At 64.2% G+C, this 19,382-nt stretch carries 20 protein-coding genes; 4 read left to right on the top strand and 16 right to left on the bottom strand.

Going from position 1 to position 19,382, the window contains the following annotated elements; all coding sequences use genetic code 11:
- From AB7535_RS42525 to AB7535_RS42505, 5 genes are all read right to left on the bottom strand, one after another.
- Entirely contained in the window at positions 1-210 is a 210-nt protein-coding gene (locus AB7535_RS42525) for a hypothetical protein (protein WP_155794867.1), read from the bottom strand.
- Between the two features lie 125 nt (positions 211-335).
- Positions 336-1,058, bottom strand: a complete 723-nt coding sequence (locus AB7535_RS42520; RefSeq protein ID WP_354114547.1) for an SDR family NAD(P)-dependent oxidoreductase — start codon at positions 1,056-1,058, stop codon at positions 336-338.
- Positions 1,051-2,433, bottom strand: coding sequence for a class I adenylate-forming enzyme family protein (locus tag AB7535_RS42515; protein ID WP_354114546.1), 1,383 nt, complete (start codon positions 2,431-2,433; stop codon positions 1,051-1,053). The genes AB7535_RS42520 and AB7535_RS42515 overlap by 8 nt, the downstream gene beginning before the upstream one ends.
- Positions 2,420-2,665, bottom strand: coding sequence for an acyl carrier protein (locus AB7535_RS42510; protein WP_014491754.1), 246 nt, complete (start codon positions 2,663-2,665; stop codon positions 2,420-2,422). Before AB7535_RS42510 ends, AB7535_RS42515 begins: the two co-directional genes overlap by 14 nt.
- 148 nt (positions 2,666-2,813) lie before the next feature.
- Complete coding sequence (locus AB7535_RS42505; RefSeq protein WP_354114545.1) at positions 2,814-4,628, bottom strand: long-chain-acyl-CoA synthetase; 1,815 nt, start codon at positions 4,626-4,628, stop codon at positions 2,814-2,816.
- Between the two features lie 286 nt (positions 4,629-4,914).
- Between AB7535_RS42505 and AB7535_RS42500 the strand changes: the two genes are divergently transcribed.
- Positions 4,915-5,619: an SGNH/GDSL hydrolase family protein gene (locus AB7535_RS42500; protein ID WP_354114544.1), complete on the top strand. Its 705-nt coding sequence runs from the start codon at positions 4,915-4,917 to the stop codon at positions 5,617-5,619.
- Positions 5,620-5,663: 44 nt separating this feature from the next.
- Here the strand turns inward: AB7535_RS42500 and AB7535_RS42495 are convergent, their stop codons facing one another.
- The 5 genes from AB7535_RS42495 to AB7535_RS42475 form a co-directional block, all read right to left on the bottom strand.
- Positions 5,664-5,933 carry a DUF3551 domain-containing protein gene (locus AB7535_RS42495; RefSeq protein ID WP_085398975.1) on the bottom strand — a complete coding sequence of 90 codons (270 nt, stop codon included), beginning with the start codon at positions 5,931-5,933 and terminating at the stop codon, positions 5,664-5,666.
- Between the two features lie 33 nt (positions 5,934-5,966).
- On the bottom strand, positions 5,967-6,245 hold the full coding sequence (locus AB7535_RS42490; RefSeq protein ID WP_354114543.1) for a DUF3551 domain-containing protein: 279 nt from the start codon (positions 6,243-6,245) through the stop codon (positions 5,967-5,969).
- Between the two features lie 127 nt (positions 6,246-6,372).
- On the bottom strand, positions 6,373-8,250 hold the full coding sequence (htpG, locus tag AB7535_RS42485; protein ID WP_354114542.1) for a molecular chaperone HtpG: 1,878 nt from the start codon (positions 8,248-8,250) through the stop codon (positions 6,373-6,375).
- 136 nt (positions 8,251-8,386) lie between these two features.
- Positions 8,387-8,812 carry a hypothetical protein gene (locus tag AB7535_RS42480; protein WP_071909388.1) on the bottom strand — a complete coding sequence of 142 codons (426 nt, stop codon included), beginning with the start codon at positions 8,810-8,812 and terminating at the stop codon, positions 8,387-8,389.
- A gap of 264 nt (positions 8,813-9,076) precedes the next feature.
- Positions 9,077-9,691, bottom strand: a complete 615-nt coding sequence (locus tag AB7535_RS42475) for a nuclear transport factor 2 family protein (protein WP_354114541.1) — start codon at positions 9,689-9,691, stop codon at positions 9,077-9,079.
- A 179-nt stretch (positions 9,692-9,870) separates the two neighbouring features.
- On the opposite strand from AB7535_RS42475, the gene AB7535_RS42470 reads away from it, so the two are divergent.
- Positions 9,871-10,653: an energy transducer TonB family protein gene (locus AB7535_RS42470; RefSeq protein ID WP_354114540.1), complete on the top strand. Its 783-nt coding sequence runs from the start codon at positions 9,871-9,873 to the stop codon at positions 10,651-10,653.
- 69 nt (positions 10,654-10,722) lie between these two features.
- On the opposite strand, the gene AB7535_RS42465 is transcribed toward AB7535_RS42470, so the two are convergent.
- Positions 10,723-11,529, bottom strand: coding sequence for a response regulator (locus AB7535_RS42465; RefSeq protein ID WP_014491706.1), 807 nt, complete (start codon positions 11,527-11,529; stop codon positions 10,723-10,725).
- 221 nt (positions 11,530-11,750) lie between these two features.
- On the opposite strand from AB7535_RS42465, the gene AB7535_RS42460 reads away from it, so the two are divergent.
- Positions 11,751-11,981 (top strand): NepR family anti-sigma factor, encoded by a 231-nt coding sequence (locus AB7535_RS42460; protein WP_063986724.1) that lies wholly within the window; start codon positions 11,751-11,753, stop codon positions 11,979-11,981.
- Positions 11,981-12,529, top strand: a complete 549-nt coding sequence (locus AB7535_RS42455) for a sigma-70 family RNA polymerase sigma factor (RefSeq protein WP_014491704.1) — start codon at positions 11,981-11,983, stop codon at positions 12,527-12,529. The genes AB7535_RS42460 and AB7535_RS42455 overlap by 1 nt, the downstream gene beginning before the upstream one ends.
- Positions 12,530-12,626: 97 nt before the next feature.
- On the opposite strand, the gene AB7535_RS42450 is transcribed toward AB7535_RS42455, so the two are convergent.
- The 5 genes from AB7535_RS42450 to AB7535_RS42430 form a co-directional block, all read right to left on the bottom strand.
- The gene (locus tag AB7535_RS42450; RefSeq protein ID WP_354114539.1) at positions 12,627-13,328 is read right to left on the bottom strand and encodes a nitroreductase; all 702 of its coding nucleotides are present in this window, start codon (positions 13,326-13,328) and stop codon (positions 12,627-12,629) included.
- Positions 13,329-13,464: 136 nt separating this feature from the next.
- On the bottom strand, positions 13,465-14,709 hold the full coding sequence (locus AB7535_RS42445) for an acyl-CoA dehydrogenase (RefSeq protein ID WP_354114538.1): 1,245 nt from the start codon (positions 14,707-14,709) through the stop codon (positions 13,465-13,467).
- A gap of 123 nt (positions 14,710-14,832) precedes the next feature.
- Positions 14,833-16,077 (bottom strand): acyl-CoA dehydrogenase, encoded by a 1,245-nt coding sequence (locus AB7535_RS42440; protein ID WP_354114537.1) that lies wholly within the window; start codon positions 16,075-16,077, stop codon positions 14,833-14,835.
- A 119-nt stretch (positions 16,078-16,196) separates the two neighbouring features.
- Positions 16,197-17,324 (bottom strand): acyl-CoA dehydrogenase family protein, encoded by a 1,128-nt coding sequence (locus AB7535_RS42435; protein WP_354114536.1) that lies wholly within the window; start codon positions 17,322-17,324, stop codon positions 16,197-16,199.
- A 158-nt stretch (positions 17,325-17,482) separates the two neighbouring features.
- Positions 17,483-19,354 carry an AMP-binding protein gene (locus AB7535_RS42430; protein ID WP_354114535.1) on the bottom strand — a complete coding sequence of 624 codons (1,872 nt, stop codon included), beginning with the start codon at positions 19,352-19,354 and terminating at the stop codon, positions 17,483-17,485.
- Positions 19,355-19,382 lie beyond the last annotated feature (28 nt).

The raw sequence follows: 19,382 nt of genomic DNA, 5'->3' as shown, positions 1-19,382 counted from the left end.
CTAGTGCAGCTTTTCGTCCTCGCGCTTGCGCAGGGCGTCGAGAGAGAGGTCGTGGCAGCCGACCAGGCGCACGAATTGCTGCGGATACATTTCATGACCGTGTCCGCCGGAATTCTGATGCGTCATCGGGGGGCAATGGACATCGTCCGGCTTCGCGCGAGGCTCCTCGATCCGGGCTTGATTTGAAGCGGTCATGTTTGAAGTGGCCATGGACTGCTCCCTGTCGATTGGGGCAGATCGATTGACATAACCCAACCGATTGCGGGGCATCTTACGACCAATTCCGGCTTGATGTCATCGCCCGGATCAACTCAATTGTGGCGGCGGAGTTCCGCTTACGCCGTATTCCCCGCATCGATCGTGAACACGGTGCCGGTGACGTTGCGACCGCCCTCGCCGAGGAGATATTCGACCATGCGCGCGACATCATCGGTCTCCGGCAGGCGACGCAGCGCGCTGCGGCCGGCGATGCGCTTGCGTCCTTCGTCGGAGAGATTGTGGGTCAGCTCGGTGTCGATGAAGCCCGGCGCAATCGCATTCACGGTGATGCCGAGCTTGCCGACCTCGCGCGCGAGCGAGCGGGTGAAGCCGGTGGCGGCGGCCTTGGTCGCGCCGTAGACGGACAGGCCGTTGTAGCCCGTGGTCGCGATGATCGAGGACATATTGATGATGCGGCCGGCGCCGTCGGCCATCATCTGGCGCGCGACATATTTGGAGAGGATGATCGGCGACAGCACGTTGAGCTGCACCAGCGCCTCGATTTCGGAATTGTGCATGGTGGCGAGCAGGCCTTCGGTGCCGAGGCCGGCATTGTTGACGAGGCCGTAGATCGGGCCGAACTCGTCGCGGATAAGCTTCGCGAAGGCCGGGATCGCGTCGATCACGGCGAGGTCGCAGGCGCGGAAATGCAGGCGCCCTTCGGAGGGGCCGATCGCCGCCCTGAGCTCGTCGCTCTCGCGCCGTGCCGCCGCAATCACGTTATAGCCGGCATCAGCCAGCCGCCTGCCGATCGCAAGGCCGATGCCGCGGCTGCCGCCGGTGACGAGGACATTATGCATCGGTGCGCGCCAGTTTTCCGGCCGGGGTGACGTCGAGTGCATCGACGAAGCGGATCACCGCCGGCACCTTGTGGGACGCGAGCTGCGCGCGGCATTGATCCAGGATCTGGTCGCGGATCTCCTTCACCCGCGCCTGATCGGTGCCGTCGGCAAGGATCACGTCGGCGACGACGATGCCGCCGGTGATCGGGCTGCGGCGCGATTTCGCCCGCGACATCCGCACGTCGGCATGGCGATTGATGACCGCCTCGATCTCCTCGGGGTGAACCTTCAACCCGCCGATATTGATGATGCCGCCGCGGCGGCCGACGAAATAATAGCGGTCGCCGCGCAACTCGACGATGTCGCCGCTGTCGACGAACCCGTCGGCATCGGTCAGCGCGGCTACATTGCGGCCGATGTAAGCATGCGCCGTGCGCGTCGAGCGGATGCGCAGCGAGCCGTCGACGACCTTCATCTCGACGCCGTTGCGGTTGCCGAGATAATCAGCCGGAAAGCCCTCCAGCCCGTCATTGACGGCAAAGCCGACGCCTGCCTCGGTCGAGGCATAGGCGTGACCGACGGAGGAATTGGGGAACGCGGCCTTCAGGCCGTCGAGCACCGCCTGGTCGGCGATCTCGCCGGACAGACGGACGTATCCCGGCGTGAAATGTGCTGCCGAGCCGCTCATCAAGAGCTTGCGCCAGTGCGATGGCGTGCCGGAGATATGGGTGACGCCGCGCGCGTTCAGGCGCGCGACGTGGTCGCCGAGCGCTTCATGCGGATCGGACAGCACCATCGAGCCGCCGGAGAGAACCGCGCGCAGGAAAATCTGCAGGCCGCCATAGCGGCGAATGTCGTAGAATGTCGCCCAGACCGGCGCGGGTCCGCGCGCAGGGCCTTCGGCGACGATGGCGCCCGTCAATGCTTCCAGCGTATGGCCGGCGATTTTTGGTACGCCCGACGTGCCGGACGTCAGCATCAGCCATTCGGTGGCGCGTTCGGTCCTGGCCGGCGTGGCGGCCTGAAGCGGCAATTGCGCGGTGACGACGAGCGCGATTGTCTTTGCGTCCCATTGCGCGGGCTCGTCGGTGACAACAGCATCGATCTCGGCGTCCGCGATCAGCGCGTCGAGATGCGCCGGATTGAGATCGGGCGGGCACAGCAGCATGCGCCGCGCGACACCATCGAGCTCGATCATGGCGAGGCCCGATTTGAGCTGGTCCGACAGCTTCAGCAGGACAGAGCGGCCCGCCAGCTCACGCAGGCGACCGCCCAGAACCGTATGCCCCAGGACGTCCGTCAGCGACACCACATGATGGGCGTCGGAGATCGTGCGGCCCTTGAGCTCCGGGCTCAGATAGTCGCGGAGCGCAAAAATCTCACGCGGGGACATTTTCGTAGGCCCGCACGAAATCGCCCACGGTGGCGGGGAACGCTACGTCCTCGGAAATGGTGAAGGGATCGACGCCGGTCTCGTCCTCGAGGCGCGCCACCAGAATTGCGAAGGCGAGGGAATCGAAGCCCGTCTCGTGCAGGGACAGATCGTCCGAGAGTGCGGGAAGCGTGACGTGCTGCTCCTTGGCGATCTGCTGGATCGCTTCGATGACCTTAGACCTTACCGACATGGCTGGCTCACTCTTGTTATTGATGGTTCGTGTTGCAGCGGCTCTTGATGACCGCCTCCCCAAGGCCCGTGTTGTTTACCCGACAGAAGTAAATGGCTTCTTGGACAATTCAGATAAAATTGGACCTATCTGGCGGATTTTCGTGCGGCTAGAGCCTGATCGCGCCATCGATGATCCCTGCGTGCACGTCCGCGTCCAAGGCAACATAGGCGCCGGATTTCGGGTCGAGCATGAACAGCGGCTCGCCTATCAGCCCGGGATCAAAGCCCTCCCGGGCCAACTCGCCCTTCTTCTGCTTGAACGTCTCGGTCGCGTCGAGCTCGCGCGAGATACGGATGAAGACGGGGCGGGCGTAAACCGGCAAGCGCTGCGCCAGATGCGCAGGCAGCTCTTCGATATTAAACCCCTCGTTGACGACGATGGCGCTCATGCCGGCGCGGCCGTCGGTGCCGGGGATGCTGACGCCGTAGGTGGTGGCATCGATCACGCCGGTGAAATCGCGCACGGCGTCGTTGACTTCCGATGTCGCGACGTTCTCACCCTTCCAACGAAAGGTGTCGCCGATGCGGTCGACGAAATGGAAGAAGCCCTTGTCGTCGAGCCGCATCAGATCACCGGTGCGGAACCAGGCATCGCCCTTGGCAAAGACATCGCGCAGGATTTTCTTCTCGGTTTCGCCCGCGTCGGTATAGCCCTCGAAACGGCCGCCGCCTTCATCCGCGGTGCCGATGCGGCCGATGGCTTCGCCAGCCTCGCCCCTGGCGCAGGCAACGCAAAAGCCCTCTTCGTTGCGCAGCGGTGCACCACTATCAGGATCGAGCTTGACGAGCCCCGCCGGAAAGCGATGCGCGAGCAATGGCGGAACGCGGCCAATCGCACCCGGCTGGCCCTCAACGTTGAACAGCGAGAAATTGCCTTCCGTCGCCGCATAGAATTCGAGGATGCGAGGAATGGCGAAGCGGTTCTGGAAATCCTCCCAGATGTCGCCGCGCAGGCCGTTGCCGCAGACGAGCCGCAGGCGGTGACGGTTCTCGTATTCGGACGGCGCCGCCTTCAGAAGGTAGCGGCAGAGCTCGCCGATGTACTGGAACAGCGTGCAATCGTGCCGCACGATGTCGGGCCAGAAGTTCGAGGCCGAGAATTTTTCCGCGATCACCACGGAGCCGCCGGCGGCGAGCATGCTGCACGGCGCGACGATGCCGCCGACCGAGTGGAACAGCGGCAGGCAATCATAGAGCCGGTCCTGCGGCGTGGCGCCGGTGAGGCCGGCGAACCAGAAGCCCCAGTTGAGGATGCGGCGGTGGCTGATGCTCGCCGCCTTCGGCAGGCCGGTGGTCCCGGAGGTGTAGATCAGCAGGGCACGGTCGTTGATCGTCACATTGCCATGCTCGTCCGGCGAGAGCGGCCCGTCCTCGAGCGCGGCAAGTGCGACGTCGATCGCGCGCTCGCTGCGGGCATCGCCATGGGTCCAGACTTTTGCTGCTGTCTTCAGGTGCGGCGACGCGCCGTCCAACGCCTCTACGAGCTCGTGCGCGACGATGACATGCGACGGCCTGGCTACATCGACGCAATGCGCGAGCGACTGGCCGACGAGCTTGGTATTGATCAGCGCGACCACGCCGCCGACCCGGCTGATGCCGAGCCACGCGGCAACATAGTCGATGCCATTCGGCATGATCAGCGCGACGGTATCCCCCTTGGCCACGCCGGCCGTGCGCGCCCAGCGCGCATAGCGGTTGATGCGCTTCGAGAGGCCTGCGTAGTCGATCGTTGTCTCAGCTGCGATCAGCGCGGTGCGAGCGGGCTGACGCTGCGCCCAATCGTCGACGACGTCGGCGAACAGCCGGCCCGGCAGCGTCTCGATGCGCGCGGTGAGCTCGATCGCCTTCAGCCAGATCTTTGAAGCCGAAGGTGCGCGCGCGACTTTCGGTTGCTCGATGACGCCGGTGGTCATGCCGTCCATTCTTTCGGAACGTATCTGCTGTTTCCCCAAGCTTAGCTCGCGCGCCCTGCCCAGGTGTTAAGAGACAAGGTAAAGCCAGGTTAGTACGTGATTAACTCTGGCCGTCCGACGCGGGCGAGTTGGGCGGCGTGCTGACGGCGGGGACCGACGGCTGGCGCAAGGCGGTCGAGTTTGTCTGGGGTCAGGAAGGCGTAGCGATCCGGCCTCGCCGAGGCTAGGCGCTCCCTGGCAAACGGGCTATGCTTTTCTACCCTGCGTTGTCAGGGCTACGAAAGGGAGGCGTCCCGTGGCTCTCGATCCGTCAGAGTTTCCGGTCCAGGCCGCGCCGTTCGACCAGCGCCTGGAGAATTTCGGCAGCCGCGTGAAGGGTGGGCAGGCCAGAGTGGTTGCGATCGGCTCGTCGACCACGGCGGGCGAAGGAGGCATCGCTCCCTATCCGCAACGGCTGCTGGCGGATCTTCGGATCAAATATCCAAATGTCGGAATCGAGGTGATCAACCGGGGCGTCGGCGGCGAAGACGCTCCTTTGGAGCTGAAGCGGTTCGAGCACGACGTCTTCGATCTCAATCCCGATCTCGTCATCTGGCAGGTCGGCACCAATTCGGTGTGGCAAGCCGACGGTCCCTCGTTTGCGGACACCACGAAGGCCATTCGTGAGGGTGTCGACCAGCTGCTCGGCGCGAAGCGGATCGACGTGATCCTGATGGACCTTCAATATGTGCCTGCGGTGCTGACACCGGCCAAGCGCCAGAAAGCGGACGCCATGGTCGAGGCGATCAGCCAGATCGCGTACGAGAAAGAGGTCAACGTCTTCCGCCGCTTCGCGCTGATGAAGGGCTGGCACGAGGTCGCAAGGATCTCGTTCGACCGTTTGGTCGACCCGGGCGATGACACCAGGCTGCACGCCAGCGACTGGACCACGGACAAGATGACGTGGCAATTGACCGACGCGATCGTCGCCGCTGCCAACAAGGCGCCTCACGGCACCTAGTTCTGCATGCTCCGCCGGATTCGCAGCTGAACGGGTGGTGGGCGCTAGCCGCTTCGCCTGTAGCGTGGGCGCGGCGGCGCAACGTTGACCGGATAATACGGATTGAGATCGCAGGTCGCGGCGCGGCCCGACGCCGTGGCGCGGCACTGCGGCAGCGACGTGAAGGAGCAATCGTACCACTCCCCGCCGCCACCGTTCGCGCCGGAATAGACGTGCATGCAGACGGGAAAGCTGGGATCAAAGGTCTGCGCATGCGACGGCGCAGCTGCGGTCAGCGCGCCGACGGTGATGATCAGGCCGGATGAGAAACGCATGAGGGATGTTGCTGCGTGCCGCATCGCGAACAACTACTGCACCTTCTTGTGACGCTTGCGCGGGGGCGGCGGCGGTTCGTTGTAGGCGTAATAGGGATTGACATCGCAGCTCGCCGCGCGGCCCGACGCCGTGGCCCGGCACTGCGGGATCGAGGTGAAGGAGCAGTCGTAATAGTCGCCGCCACCGCCCCGGCCGCCCGAAGTATAGACGTGCATGCACACCGGATAGCGCGGATCATAGGTCTGGGCGTCGGCATCTGCCGCCGCGAACAGCGCGGCAATCGCGGTGAGGGTCAGGACAGGCAGGCGCATGGAGACATCCTCGAATCGATGGCGGCGTCGGATCTCAAGCCGACGTCCTCCTATGGCATAACACCACGCCGGAGGCGACTGTTCCTCCGGCGGATGACGGCAAGGTGAGCGGGGTGCGCTGCGCGCGCTACCCGCCCAGCCCCTGCAGGACCAGCCGGTTGAGCCTTGCCGCAAACGCGGCAGGGTCTTCGGGCAATTCGCCGTCCAGGATCTGCGCCTGTTCGAGCAGGAGCAGGCTGAGATCGTCGACCGCCCTGGAGCCGGCCTGCGCCCTGGTGATCGCCGTTACCAGCGGATGGCGCAGATTGATCTCGAGGATCGGCTTGGTGCGCATGCCGCGGTTCTGCTGCGACAGGATGCGCTCGAGCTCGCGGCTCGGGCCCTGACTGTCGGCGACGAGGCAGGAGGCGGAGCTGGTGAGGCGCGTCGAGACCTTGACGTCGCTGACGCGCTCGCCGAGCGCGGCCTTGATCACCGCGATGGTGGCGGCCTCGTCGGCTTGCGGCTCGTCCTGCTTCGCCTCGTCGGCCTCGTCGGTGCGCGGGATCAGATCGAGATTGAGATCGCCCTGGCTCAGCGATTTCAGCGGCTTGCCGTCGAACTCCGATGGCATCGAGGTCCAGAAGGCGTCGACCGGATCCGACAGCAGCAGCACCTCGATGCCACGCGCGGTCGCGGCTTCCAGCCTCGGATTGGACTTCAGCCGCTCGATGCTGTCGCCGACGAGATAGTAGATCTCGGTCTGGTTCGGCTTGAAACCGGCGATGACGTCCTTCAGCGAACGCTTCTCGCCCGAGGTGGTGGTGAAGCGCGACAAGGACAGCAGCTTTTCGCGCCGCTCGAAATCCTCGTAGATGCCTTCTTTCAGCACTGCGCCGAAGGCGTCCCAGATCCTGGCAAAATTCTCCGGGTCCTTGTCGGCAAGGCTTTCGAGCTCGGACACGACCCGGGTCGCCACTGCTTTCCGGATCTGCGCGAGCTGCGGATTGTTCTGGAGCATCTCGCGCGAGATGTTGAGCGGGAGATCTTCGCTGTCGACCACGCCGCGGATGAAGCGGAGATAGCCGGGCAGCAGATCGGCATCGTCGGTGATGAAGACGCGGCGGACGTAAAGCTTCACCCGGCCCTTGCGGTTCGGCTCGAACAGGTCGAACGGCTTCGTCGACGGCGCGAACAGCAGCACGGCGTAGGAATAGCGGCCTTCCGCGCGGTAGTGCAGCGTCATCGCGGGATCGTCGAAGGCGGAGGCGATCTGCTGATAGGCCTTCTTGTAATCCTCGGCCGTCAGCTCGGACTTGGAGCGCTGCCACAGCGCGCTCGCCGAGTTGATCTGGCGCGGCTCACCCTCTTCCGGCACCAGCTCGATGGGGAACAGGATGTTGTCGGAATAGGCACTGACGATGCGCTCGATCTCGTAGGTCTCGAGATACTTCTTGGCGTCGTCCTTCAGGTGCAGGACGATCTCGGTGCCGCGTGCCACGCGCGCCACTTCCTCATCGCTTGCGTGCGCGATCTCGAAGCCGGAGCCGCCGGAGGACGTCCAGCTCCACACGTCGCTCTCGCCGGCACGCCGGCTGACGACGACGATCTTCTCGGCGACCATGAAGGCGGAATAGAAGCCGACCCCGAACTGGCCGATCAGGCCGAGGCCGTCCTTGGCCTCCTTCAGCTTCGAGACGAACGCCTTGGTGCCGGAGCGGGCAATGGTGCCGAGATGGTCGATCAGCTCCTGGCGCTCCATGCCGATGCCGTTGTCGGCGATCGTGAGCGTTCCGGCCGTCTTGTTGGGGATGATCCGGATCTTGAGCGCGTCGCCCTCGCCCAGCAGCGCCGGGCTGGCGATGGCTTCATAGCGCAGTTTGTCGCAGGCGTCCGATGCGTTGGAGACGAGCTCGCGCAGGAAGATGTCGGTCTCGGAATAGACGGAGTGCACCATGAGGTGCAAAAGCTCGGAAACCTCGGCCTGGAAAGGCTGCGTATGCGCGGCCGTATCTGACGTCGTCATGCGTTTACCCGGTCAATCAAAGGGGAAAGAAACCCGGGATATAACGCGAGGGGATAGGGGATCAAGTGGACGTGAACTATCGCCCTCCCGGCGGGAAGGCGATTTGTCCGTGGCGGCCAAGGGCGGCGAAGAAGAATCAGGTCACACAGCGGCCGGGCTGGAGCAGCTTTGCGACCTCGGTCAGGGAGCTGACCATCGGCTCGCAGGCAATCGTCGGCCTCTTGGGACCCTGCTTCCGGTTCTGGAGCAGCACCGGCGGCTTGGCGTTGCCGGTCTCGATGACCGCGCGGACCCGCAGCAGCACCGACGTCTCGGCCAGATCGTTCAGCCGCATCGACACGGTGCGGGTGGGAACCGGGGCCTGCTTGACGTCGGCGAACCGGTCGGCCTTGCCGGAACGGTTGACGTTGTGACCCGCATCTTGCGTGGGCCTGTCGGCGACCGCCTGCCAGCGGTCGGCCAGATCATGGCCAGAGGCCAGCTGGACGGCACCGACCTGGACGGCACCAAGCGTCGCGGCAATCGCGACAACACCCAAAAATACCTTTTGCATCTGCAACATGGCTGTCGATCCCTCGCCCCATGGCGATCGCGGGAACAACGCGATGGGAGGACCGGCAGTTCTCAGCCGTTAAGATCACTTAACCGTGTGCGAAATTCACGGCAGGGCGCATAAAAAGGCCGCACAAAAAAATTTTCACCCGCCTGGAACGACTCTCAGGCCCGAGAGTCGTCTCAACAGCCGGCTATTCCCCCCTGCCCCATAAGCCGGCGACGTAGGGCGCGACTGTGGTGATGCCAGTCGCGCCTTACTTTTGTCTGAGCCTCACTTCGGCTTCCCCGCGAGCCAGTCCCGCCCCTCGCCATAGAGCTTCTCGACTTCAGGCCCGATCAGGCCCGGCATGTCGCGCTTGACCTTGTAGCCGATCAGCTCCTGCATGTAGGCGAGGTGGCGGTAACCTTCGGGCAGTGCGGCGAGCGCTTTTTGGTCGAGTTGAAGCGTTGCGGCGGGATCGACCGGGTCGATCCGGTCCTTCTCGTAGATCGGCTGGCGGCGGACGATGCCCCATTGGCCAATACCTGATTGGTCATGCCGCTTCTCCAGGAAATCGTAGAAGCGACCGGTGCAGACGACGTCGCAGAGCACGTCATGCACCAGGGCACGCTGCGAGATCGTCATCTTGGTTTGCGCAATGGCGCGCGCGCCTGCGAGATCGATGCTGGTGCCGCCGAGGAAATGCAGGATGCGCACGCCCTTGGCAAACCCCTCCTGACTGACCCGCATGAAATCCCGCGCCGGCCCCTGAAACCAGGTGGCGGACATCCAGCCCTCGTCATGCCAGACCGTGGCGAAACGCTCCCAGTCGCCGGCGTCGCGCCACACCGCCCAGTTCTCGACGAGGTCGCGGATGGCGAGGCGATCGAGGAGTTGCTGGTCCATGATGAAAAATCTCCTGGCGGCTCGAGGTCGCGACTGATGTCATCGACCCGACGTATGAACGAGGCAATTTGACCGCCGTCAAGCGGGCTTCCCGGCCCTTCGAATTGCCCACAGCCGCGTGAACGCGATACGGGTAACGAGCCTTGCAATCAACCTGACCGAGATTAGTATCCGCACCGATGCAGATGAAATTCCCCTTGTTGGCCGCGCTTCTCGGATGGTTGGCGGTTTTCCCCATACACGCACAGACAGATGTGCAGACCGAACGCGCGACGGCCTGGAAGGCGAGGCTGTCGGCCCACATAGCCAGCTACAGGCAATTTCCGGCTGAAGCACTAGGGCAAACCGGCGAAGCCAGGGTCACATTCGTCATCGACCGGTCTGGCAGGTTGATCTCGCAGGCTCTGGCCGTGAGCACCGGCTCTCGGCCGCTCGACGTTGCCGCGCTGCAGATCGTCGCCCGTGCCCAACCCTTTCCGGCGCCGCCTTCGGAGCTCAAGGATGAGTCATTCACGTTGACAGTGCCAATTGTCTTCGACCGCCGTCAATTCCCGGTGCAGCCTTCCGGGTTAGTGCTAAGGCCGAGTCCCGTGCTCACGGATGACGATGCCATGGCCGCCTGGCGCAAGGCGGCCACTGAACATGTCTGGCGCCACAGGGTGCTTCCTCCGGAGGCGATGGGTCAGATAGGCAATGCCGGCGTCACATTCGTGATCAATCGCTCGGGCCAATTGATCTCGCACGCTTTGGTGGAAAGCACAGGCTCCCCGCCCCTGGATGCGGCAGCTCTCAAAATGGTGGAGCGAAGCGAACCATTTCCGAAGCCGCCTTCCGAGGCCAAGGACGACCTCCAGCGGATGACCATCTTCATGACTCTCGACGGAGTGCAACGCTTGGTCGAGCCATGGGCGGACGAACCCAAGTTGAAGGCCAAGCTCAACAGCATCTGCCGAGGTTGTTGAGCAGGGGTGGGCGAACGAAAAAATGGCGCGCTTTGCGGCGCGCCATTCTCCGTTCAAATAGAAGCTTCCTTACGCCGCCGGCGCCTTCGGCGCGCGGTTGCGCGAGTTGCGCTGAAAGAACAGCGCCTGGCTCGCCACCGCCGACACCATCGCGGGCTGGAACGGCTTTGAGATCAGGAACGCGGGCTCGGGGCGCTCGCCGGTCAGGAAGCGCTCCGGATAGGCGGTGATGAATACCACCGGCACTTCGAAGGTGCGGAGCAGCTCGTTGACCGCGTCCAGGCCCGACGAGCCGTCGGCAAGCTGGATGTCGGCGAGGATCAGGCCCGGCCGCTTGTTCTTGGCCAGCGCCACCGCATCGGCATGGGTGCGCGCGACGCCGACGACATTGTGACCGAGATTCTTCACCAGGCTTTCGAGATCCATGGCGATGAAGGTCTCGTCCTCGATGATCAGCACGTCGGTCGCGATCTCGGCCGCCATCTCACGTCCCGCCGCATCGGCAAGCCGCCGCGTCTCGGCGACGTCGGTGCCGAGGATGTAGCCGACTTCCTCTTCCGAGAATCCCTCGAGCGAGAGCAGCAGGAACGCCTGCCGCGGCAGCGGCGTGATGTTCGACAGCCGCCGCTCCGGCGGCATCGGCAAGGTCGTCACCTCGGCATCGTCGTTGACGGAGACCGAATTCCAGATCTGGGTGAACAGCCGGAACAGGCCGGCGCGCGGACCATGGCTCTCGTCGAGCACGGACGGATCTCCGAGCATCGCTTCCAACATGGCTGCGACATAGGCGTCACCGGAGGCCTGGCTGCCCGTCAGGGCGCGCGCGTACCGGCGCAACAACGGCAAGTGTTCAGCAACAAGCTGCGAACGGGACATCCCCACTCCATTCATCTTCGGGCCGACCTTGACGAACCACGCAACAAGCGGGGAGGCCCGGGTTCCCCTGCTGGGCTGTCTACGCCTCACGCCAAGAAAAGTTCCGCTTATCTGGGAACTTTTTGTCGAACCTGGAATTGTGCCTATTCAGGGAACGGCTCCCGGTTGAGAGAACTTCTCGATTTTACAGTTACTTAACTCGGGGAAACGTGGAACAGGTCATGAAAGATCTCAAGTCTCAAGCCAGCAAAAGCACGACCCCCGGCAAGGGAGGCCTCACTCCGGAGATTCAGTCCCGGATCGGCCACCAGCTGCGCGCCATGTACGACGACGTGGTGCGGCAGGGGGTTCCGGACCGGTTCGCGGAACTGATCAAGAAGCTTGATGCGCCCGGAGGCGCACCCCAAGTGGAACCTGACAGGGGCTCCAACGACAACAATGGGAGGGATTAATGCCTCTCACGGACTCCCTTCGTGACGACATCCTCGCGGCCGTGCCAAGTCTGCGCGCGTTCGCGATCTCGCTGAGCGGCAATGCGGATCGCGCCGACGATCTGGTGCAGGAAACGCTTCTGCGTGCGCTCGCCAACATCGACTCGTTCCAGCCCGGCTCGAACCTGCCGGCGTGGCTGTTCACGATCCTTCGCAATCTGTTCCGCTCCGACTATCGCAAGCGGCGGCGGGAGGTGGAGGATGCCGAGGGCAACTATGCCAAGACGCTGAAGACGCAGCCGTCGCAGAACGCGCATCTCGAGTTCGAGGAGTTCCGCGGCGCGCTCGAGAAGCTTCCGCAAGACCAGCGCGAGGCCTTGATCCTGGTCGGCGCCTCCGGCTTCTCCTATGAGGACGCAGCTTCGATCTGCGGCTGTGCCGTCGGCACGATCAAGAGCCGCGTCAATCGCGCGCGCTCGAAGCTCGCTGCGCTGCTTTATGTCGATGGCGCCGAGGACTTCGGGCCCGACGAGACCGTGCGCGCCGTGATCGGCGGCAGCGGCGGATAACGGCCGCGTCAACCGGACCGCGACGAATGTGAAGGCGGCCGTTTCCGCGGCCGCCTTTGCGCGTGCGTGAAAACCGGACGGCGCGCGTGAGACGGGATCATTCGTCCGCGAACGTGGCGGTGTCGGCGACGCTCGCGCGCGAGGTGCGGTAGCTGTTGACCTTGTCGGCGTCGTCGGCATAGCCGAACGAGATGCCGCAGACGACGCGGCGGTCGTCGGGCAGATTGAAGTGGCGGCGGATCAGGCCGGAGTGGCGCGCCAGCGCCGCCTGCGGAATGGTGCCGAGCCCGAGCGCCTGCGCGGCCAGCATGAAATTCGAGACATAGGCGCCGCAATCGATCGCGCCGTAGATGCCGAGCGGCTCGTTGGTGTGAATGATCGCGACATGCGGCGCGCCGAAGAAATTGTAATTCTCCAGCGCCTGTTTTGCGTAGGCGCTTCTGTCGCCGCGGGCGATGCCGAGCGTGTTGTAGAGTTGAAATCCGCTCTCGCGGCGGCGCTCGAGATAGACACCGACATATTCGCGCGGCGGGGTGAAGTCGTAATCGTCGCCCAATCCGCCTGATGCTTCCTGGTAGATCGCCTGGCGGAAGCGCTCCTTGGCCGCGCCACTGGCGATGATGACCTGCCAGGGCTGGCTGTTGCACCAGGACGCGGTGCGCTGCGCGGTGGCCAGCACATGCTCGATGGTCGCGCGGTCGACTTGCTTGGGCAGGAAGGCCCGGACGGAGTAGCGCTCGTTGAGGAGCTCTTCGAGCACGCCGATGCGGTCTTGGGTCTGGCTCACTTTTGCATCCATGAATTAGCTCGCGCTCCTCGTAGGGTGGGCAAAGGCGCGATAGCGCCGTGCCCACCGACAGACTTACCCCGGCGCATCTGCATATGGTGGGCACGCTTCGCTTTGCCCACCCTACGAGATACAGCGAGAGGCTGGATCACCGCCCCTTGGTCGGGATCTTGTTATACGGCACGTCCTTGTCGACGCGGATGTCGCCCGGCAATCCCAGCACGCGCTCGGCGATGATGTTGCGCAAGATCTCGTCGGTACCGCCGGCAATGCGCATCGAGGGCGAGGACAACAGCATCTGCTGGAACTGGCCCTGCACCGTCTCCTCGTCCGTGCCGGTGAGAACACCGGCCGCGCCCTGGAGGTCCATGGCGTAGGTCGCGATGTCCTGGAGCATCATGCCCGAGACGAGCTTGCCGATCGAATTCTCCGGCCCCGGCCGATCACCCTTCGAGAGCGCCGAGATCGCGCGGTAGCTGGTGTATTTCAGCCCGCTCGACTTCACCGCCCAGCTCGCGAGTTTCGAGCGCACGGCGGGATCGTCGATGGCGAGCCCGTCCTCGAGCATCAGATTGGAGCAGAACTCGAACATTTCAGGGACGCCGGTCGCAAGCCGCGAGCCGATCGACATCCGCTCGTTCATCAGCGTCGTCAGCGACACGCTCCAGCCCTCGCCGACTGCGCCGAGGCGCTGGCTGTCTGATATCACCACATCGGTGAAATAGACCTCATTGAACTCCTGCATGCCGTTGGCCTGCTTGATCGGACGGACCTCGACGCCCGGGCTCTTCATGTCCAGGAAGAACATGGTGAGGCCCTTATGCTTGGGCACATTCGGATCGGTCCGCGCGATCAACAGGCCGAAGTCAGAATAATGCGCGCCCGATGTCCAGATCTTCTGGCCGTTGACGACCCAATTGTCGCCTTTCTTCTCCGCGCGCGTCCGCAGGCCCGCGACGTCGGAGCCGGCGGAGGGCTCGGAAAAGAGCTGGCACCAGATCTCCTCGCCCGAGGCGAGCTTCGGCAGATGGCGGCGCTTGGCATCCTCGCTGCCAAACGCCATCACGGTCGGGCCGCACATGCCCTCGCCGATCTGGAACGGCTGCGTCAGCTTGCCGTAGACGCCCTCCTCCTGCTGCCAGATCACCTTCTCGATCGGCGTGGCGTCGCGGCCGCCATATTCCTTCGGCCAGTGCAGGCAGGCCCAATTGCCCTCGAACTTCTTCTTCTGCCAGGCCTTGCCGACATCGACGATGTCATGATTGGCCAGCCGGATGCGGCCGAGCGAGGATTTTGACAGCTCGGCATGCAATTCCTTGGGCGCATTGGCCTCGACCCATTTGCGCGCGGTCTCGCGGAAAGCGGCTTCCTGCGGGGTGTCGTCGAAATTCATGGCGAACCTCTCAATTCCTGCTCGGTGCGTAGGGTGGGCAAAGCGAAGCGTGCCCACCACCTTCCCTCGTTCTCGACAGAATTGGTGGGCACGGCGCTACGCGCCTTTGCCCACCCTACGATTCTAACCTCTTCCCTTCGTCGGGATCTTGTTGAACGGCACGTCCTTGTCGACCCGGATATCACCGGGCAGGCCCAGCACCCGCTCGGCGATGATGTTGCGCATGATCTCGTCGGTGCCGCCTTCGACACGGGTGCCTGGCGCGCGCAAGAGCATCGCCTGGAAACGGCCGGCGAGCTCGGCATCCTCGCCACTGACCACACCGCTCGCACCCTGCAGGTCCAGCGCGTAGGTCGCAACGTCCTGGATCATCGAGCCCGCCACCAGCTTGCCGATCGAGTTCTCCGGCCCCGGCCGCTCGCCCTTCGACAGCGCCGAGATCGCGCGCATGCTGGTGTATTTCAGCCCGCTCGCCTTCGCCGCCCAGTTCGCCAGCTTCGAGCGCACCGCACGATCCTCGATCGCCGGGCCGTCGTCGAGCATCAGGCTGGAGCAATACTCAAACAGCTCCGGGAAACCGGTCGAGACGGCCGCGCCGATCGCGCTGCGCTCGTTCATCAGCGTGGTCAGCGAGACGTTCCAGCCGTCACCGACCTCGCCGAGACGCTGATGATCGGGAATGCGGACATTGGTGAAATAGACCTCGTTGAAGTCGGATGCGCCGCTCGCCTGCTTGATCGGCCGCACCTCGACGCCAGGGCTCTTCATGTCCAGGAAGAACATGGTGAGGCCCTTGTGCTTGGGCACGGTCGGATCGGTGCGGGTGAGCAGGATGCCGTAGTCGGAATAATGCGCGCCCGAGGTCCAGATCTTCTGGCCGTTGATGACCCAATCGTCGCCGTCCTTTTCCGCGCGCGTGCGCAGGCCCGCGACGTCGGAGCCGCCGGCCGGCTCGGAGAACAGCTGGCACCAGACCTTTTCGCCGGAGGCGAGCGGCGGCAGATAGGTGCGCTTATGCTCCTCGCGCGCGAACGCCATCATGGTCGGCCCGCACATGCCGTGACCGATGATGAACATGCGGGACAGCTGGCCGAACGGCCCTTCTTCCTGCTGCCAGATCACGCGCTCGATCGGCGACGAGCCGCGGCCGCCGTATTCCTTCGGCCAGTGCAGGCAGGCCCAGCCGGCATCGGCCTTCTTCTTCTGCCAGGCCTTTGCGACCTCGAGAATGTTGGCGTTCTTGAGCTGGGTGCGGCCGAGCGAGGATTTGCGCAGCTCTTCCTCGTACTGCCTGGGCGCGTTCGCACCGATCCATGCGCGCGCGGTGGCGCGGAATTCGGCTTCCTGCGGGGTGTCGTCGAAATTCATGGTCTGTCATCCTTCGCCGGCGTCGTAGGATGGGTAGAGCGAAGCGAAACCCATCTGTCAGACCACCCGCGTCATGATGGGTTTCGCTACGCTCTACCCATCCTACAAATCACCTGTCGTTACGCCGCGTTCTTCTTCCGCATGCGGTCGATCAACTGGTCTTCCCAATAGGACAGGCTGCCGAGCCCGAGCGCCATGGCGTTGGCGCGGCGGTAGTACATGTGACAGTCGAACTCCCAGGTGAATCCCATACCGCCGTGAACCTGGATGTTGTTCTTGGCGCAATGCTGGAACGCCTGCGTCGCGCTGATGCGCGCGGCGGCTGCGGCTTCCGGCAGCTCGGCCGCGTTGGTCGAGAGCGCCCAGGCGCCGTAATAGCTGTTGGAGCGTGCCAGCGTCGCCGAGACGTACATGTCGGCGAGCATGTGCTTGACCGCCTGGAACGAGCCGATCTGGCGGCCGAAGGCGATGCGGTCGAGCGCGTAGTCGCGGCCCATTTCGAGCGCGCGGTCGGAGCCGCCGACCTGCTCGAAGGCGCACAGCACCGCGGCGCGGTCGAGCACCTGGGTCAAAATGCTCCAGCCTTCGCCGGCAGCTCCCAGCGGCTCGGCCTTGCAGTCTTTGAAGGTGATCTCGGCCTGCCCGCGGGTCGGATCGAGATTGGTGAGGCTTTTCACCTCGACGCCACCGGCCTTGAGGTCGACGAGGAACAGCGAGATGTCGCCGTCGCGACCGCTCGATCCCGCGCGTGCGGCAACCACGGCGAAATCGGCGATCGCACCATCGGCGACCGGCCTCTTGACGCCGTTGAGCACGCCATTCGCAGCGGTGAGCTTGACGTTCTTCGGCGACGGATTGCCCTTGCCCTCGAACAGCGCCAGCGTGCCGATCGCCTCGCCCGAGGCAATCGCCGGCAGCCATTTCTTCTTCTGGGCATCACTGCCCGCGATCAGCAGCGCTTCGGCGGCAAGATACACTGTCGAGGAGAACGGCACCGGCGCATTCGCCCGGCCCATCTCCTCCGCGATCACGCAAAGCTCGAGATGCCCCGCGCCCGCACCGCCGAATTCCTCGGGGATTGCAACGCCCAGGAAGCCCATCTCGGCGAGGCCCTTCCAGAGGTCCTTGTCGTAAGGCGCCTTGCCGTCGAGCACGACGCGCACCGCCTTCGGCGAGCATTTTTCAGTGAGGAATTTGCGCGCCTGGTCGCGGAGCTGTTTCTGGTCGTCGGAGAAATCGAAGTTCATGGCGGGCTACCTCTGCTTATTCGTTGTCATTTATCTGCGCCGTCATTCCGGGGCACGCGGAGCGCGAGCCCGGAATCCATATCCACCAGCCGGGGTTATGGATTCCGGGCCTGGCCCTTCGGGCCATCCCGGAATGACGAGTTGAGAGAGTTGCGCATTCATCGCAGCACGATCACATCCTGATCAGGCTTATCCGCATAGAGCCGCTCCACCAGCGCCGCACGGCGCTCCAGGCCGGCACGCTGGTTGATGTAGCCCTTGTCGGTGAGCTCGTTGCCGTCGATGGAGGGCGGCTCGGCCATCAGCATTGCGCGCGCGATAGCGCGGCTGCTGGCGCCGCCACATTCCGTGTTGTGTGCTTCGAGGCCACGTCTGAAGCAGGCGATCACCTCGGGATGTTTCACCGCGTCCTCGAAGCTCAGCTCGAGATTGCCGACGAGTTGGCGACAGGCGTGCAGGTTCGGCCATGCCAGCAGACCGATCGAGCATTGATCCTGCCCGGCAACCAGCGCGTCATGCACAACGGGCGTCGCCGCGGCGATCGCGTCAGTACGGAGCGATCCGACATGGACGAAGGTGCCGGTGGTGAGCTTGAAATCCTCGACCACGCGGCCGGCGAAGATGATGCCCTTTACCGGATCGGCATCGTCGACGAAGATGCCGGCATCGCCGATGCAGTAAAAACCCTCCTCGTCGAACATCTTCTTCGTCAGGTCCGACTGGCCGAAATAGCCGGGCGTGACGTTGACGCCGCGCAGGCGCAGCTCGTATTTCGAGCCGCACGGCACCATCTTCAATTCGACGCCGGGGAACGGCAGGCCGATCAGGCCGACGCGCTCGGTGTCCCAATAGGTGCCGGTCGAGGTCGGCGCCGTCTCGGTCGAGCCCCAGCCGGTGTAGAACACGATGCGCTCGCCGGTCGTCTTCACCGCGAGCGCCTGCATGCGCTCATAGAGATCGTCAGGCAGCCGCGCGCCGCCATAGGCCATGATCGACAGGTTCTTGAAGAACGAGCGGCACAGCGCATCGTCCTTCTCCATGGCCGCCGCGAGCGCGGCATAGCCGGCCGGCACGTTGGCGTAATAGGTCGGCGAGATCTCGCGCAGATTGCGCAGCGTCTCCTCGAACTGGCCCGGCATCGGCCGGCCGTCATCGATATAGAGCGTGCCACCGTCGACCAGCACCGGGTGAAACGCCGCATTGCCGCCCATGGTGTGGTTCCATGGCATCCAGTCCAGCATGGTCGAGATCGGACCGCCGGGATCGCGCGGCCGCACCTGCATCATCATTGCCGCATTGGCGCACATCATCTCTTGCGTGTTGATGACCGCCTTGGGCATGCCGGTCGAACCGGAGGTGAACAACAGCTTGCCGACGGTCTGCGGCGTGATCTTCGCGATCGAAGCTTCGACCTCGGCGGTCACGGACGTTGCCGCGAGCTCGGCAAAGCTGACGCTCGTGATGCCGTCGCAGGGACGCGCGACGTGAACGACGGTGACGCCGGTGAGGTCGAGTGCGTTCAGCGCCTTCTCGAAGGTCGGGCCGTCCTGCACCATCACCACGGCCGGCTTGATCAGGTCGAACAGATATTTCAGCTTGACGTGATCATGGCTCATCAAGGAGTAGGCCGGCGACACCGGGGCCGCCGGCGAGCGCGCCTGCATCGCGGCCTGCGTCATCAGCGCGTGCTCGATCGAATTGCCGGAGAGGATCGTGACCGGGCGTCCCTCGAGCTTGAGATTGAGCAGCGCCTGTGTCAGCGCATCCACAGTGCGCTTGGCTTCGCCATAGGAGACCTTGCGCCATTCGCGGTTCGCTCCGCCGCGCTGCGCGAGCCAGATGCGCTCGGGCGCTTGCCTGGCCCATTTCGCCAGCGAGGCCGGAAGATGCGTCTCGTAGGCTTGCAGCGGAATGCGCGACTTCAGCACCACCGTGCCGTCGTCGCGCCGCTCGACGTCGATGTCGCGCGCGAGCCACTCGACCTTGCGAAAGGCGGGCTTCGTCATCACGGCCGCCGCACTTCCACTCATTTTGCGTCTCCCGGAATTATCGTCCTTT

This window comes from Bradyrhizobium sp. 956_D2_N1_4 (assembly GCF_052076025.1).
GTDB classification, from domain to species: domain Bacteria; phylum Pseudomonadota; class Alphaproteobacteria; order Rhizobiales; family Xanthobacteraceae; genus Bradyrhizobium; species Bradyrhizobium barranii.
Note: the sequence above shows the minus strand (reverse complement) of the source record. Positions and strands in the feature narration are given on the sequence as shown.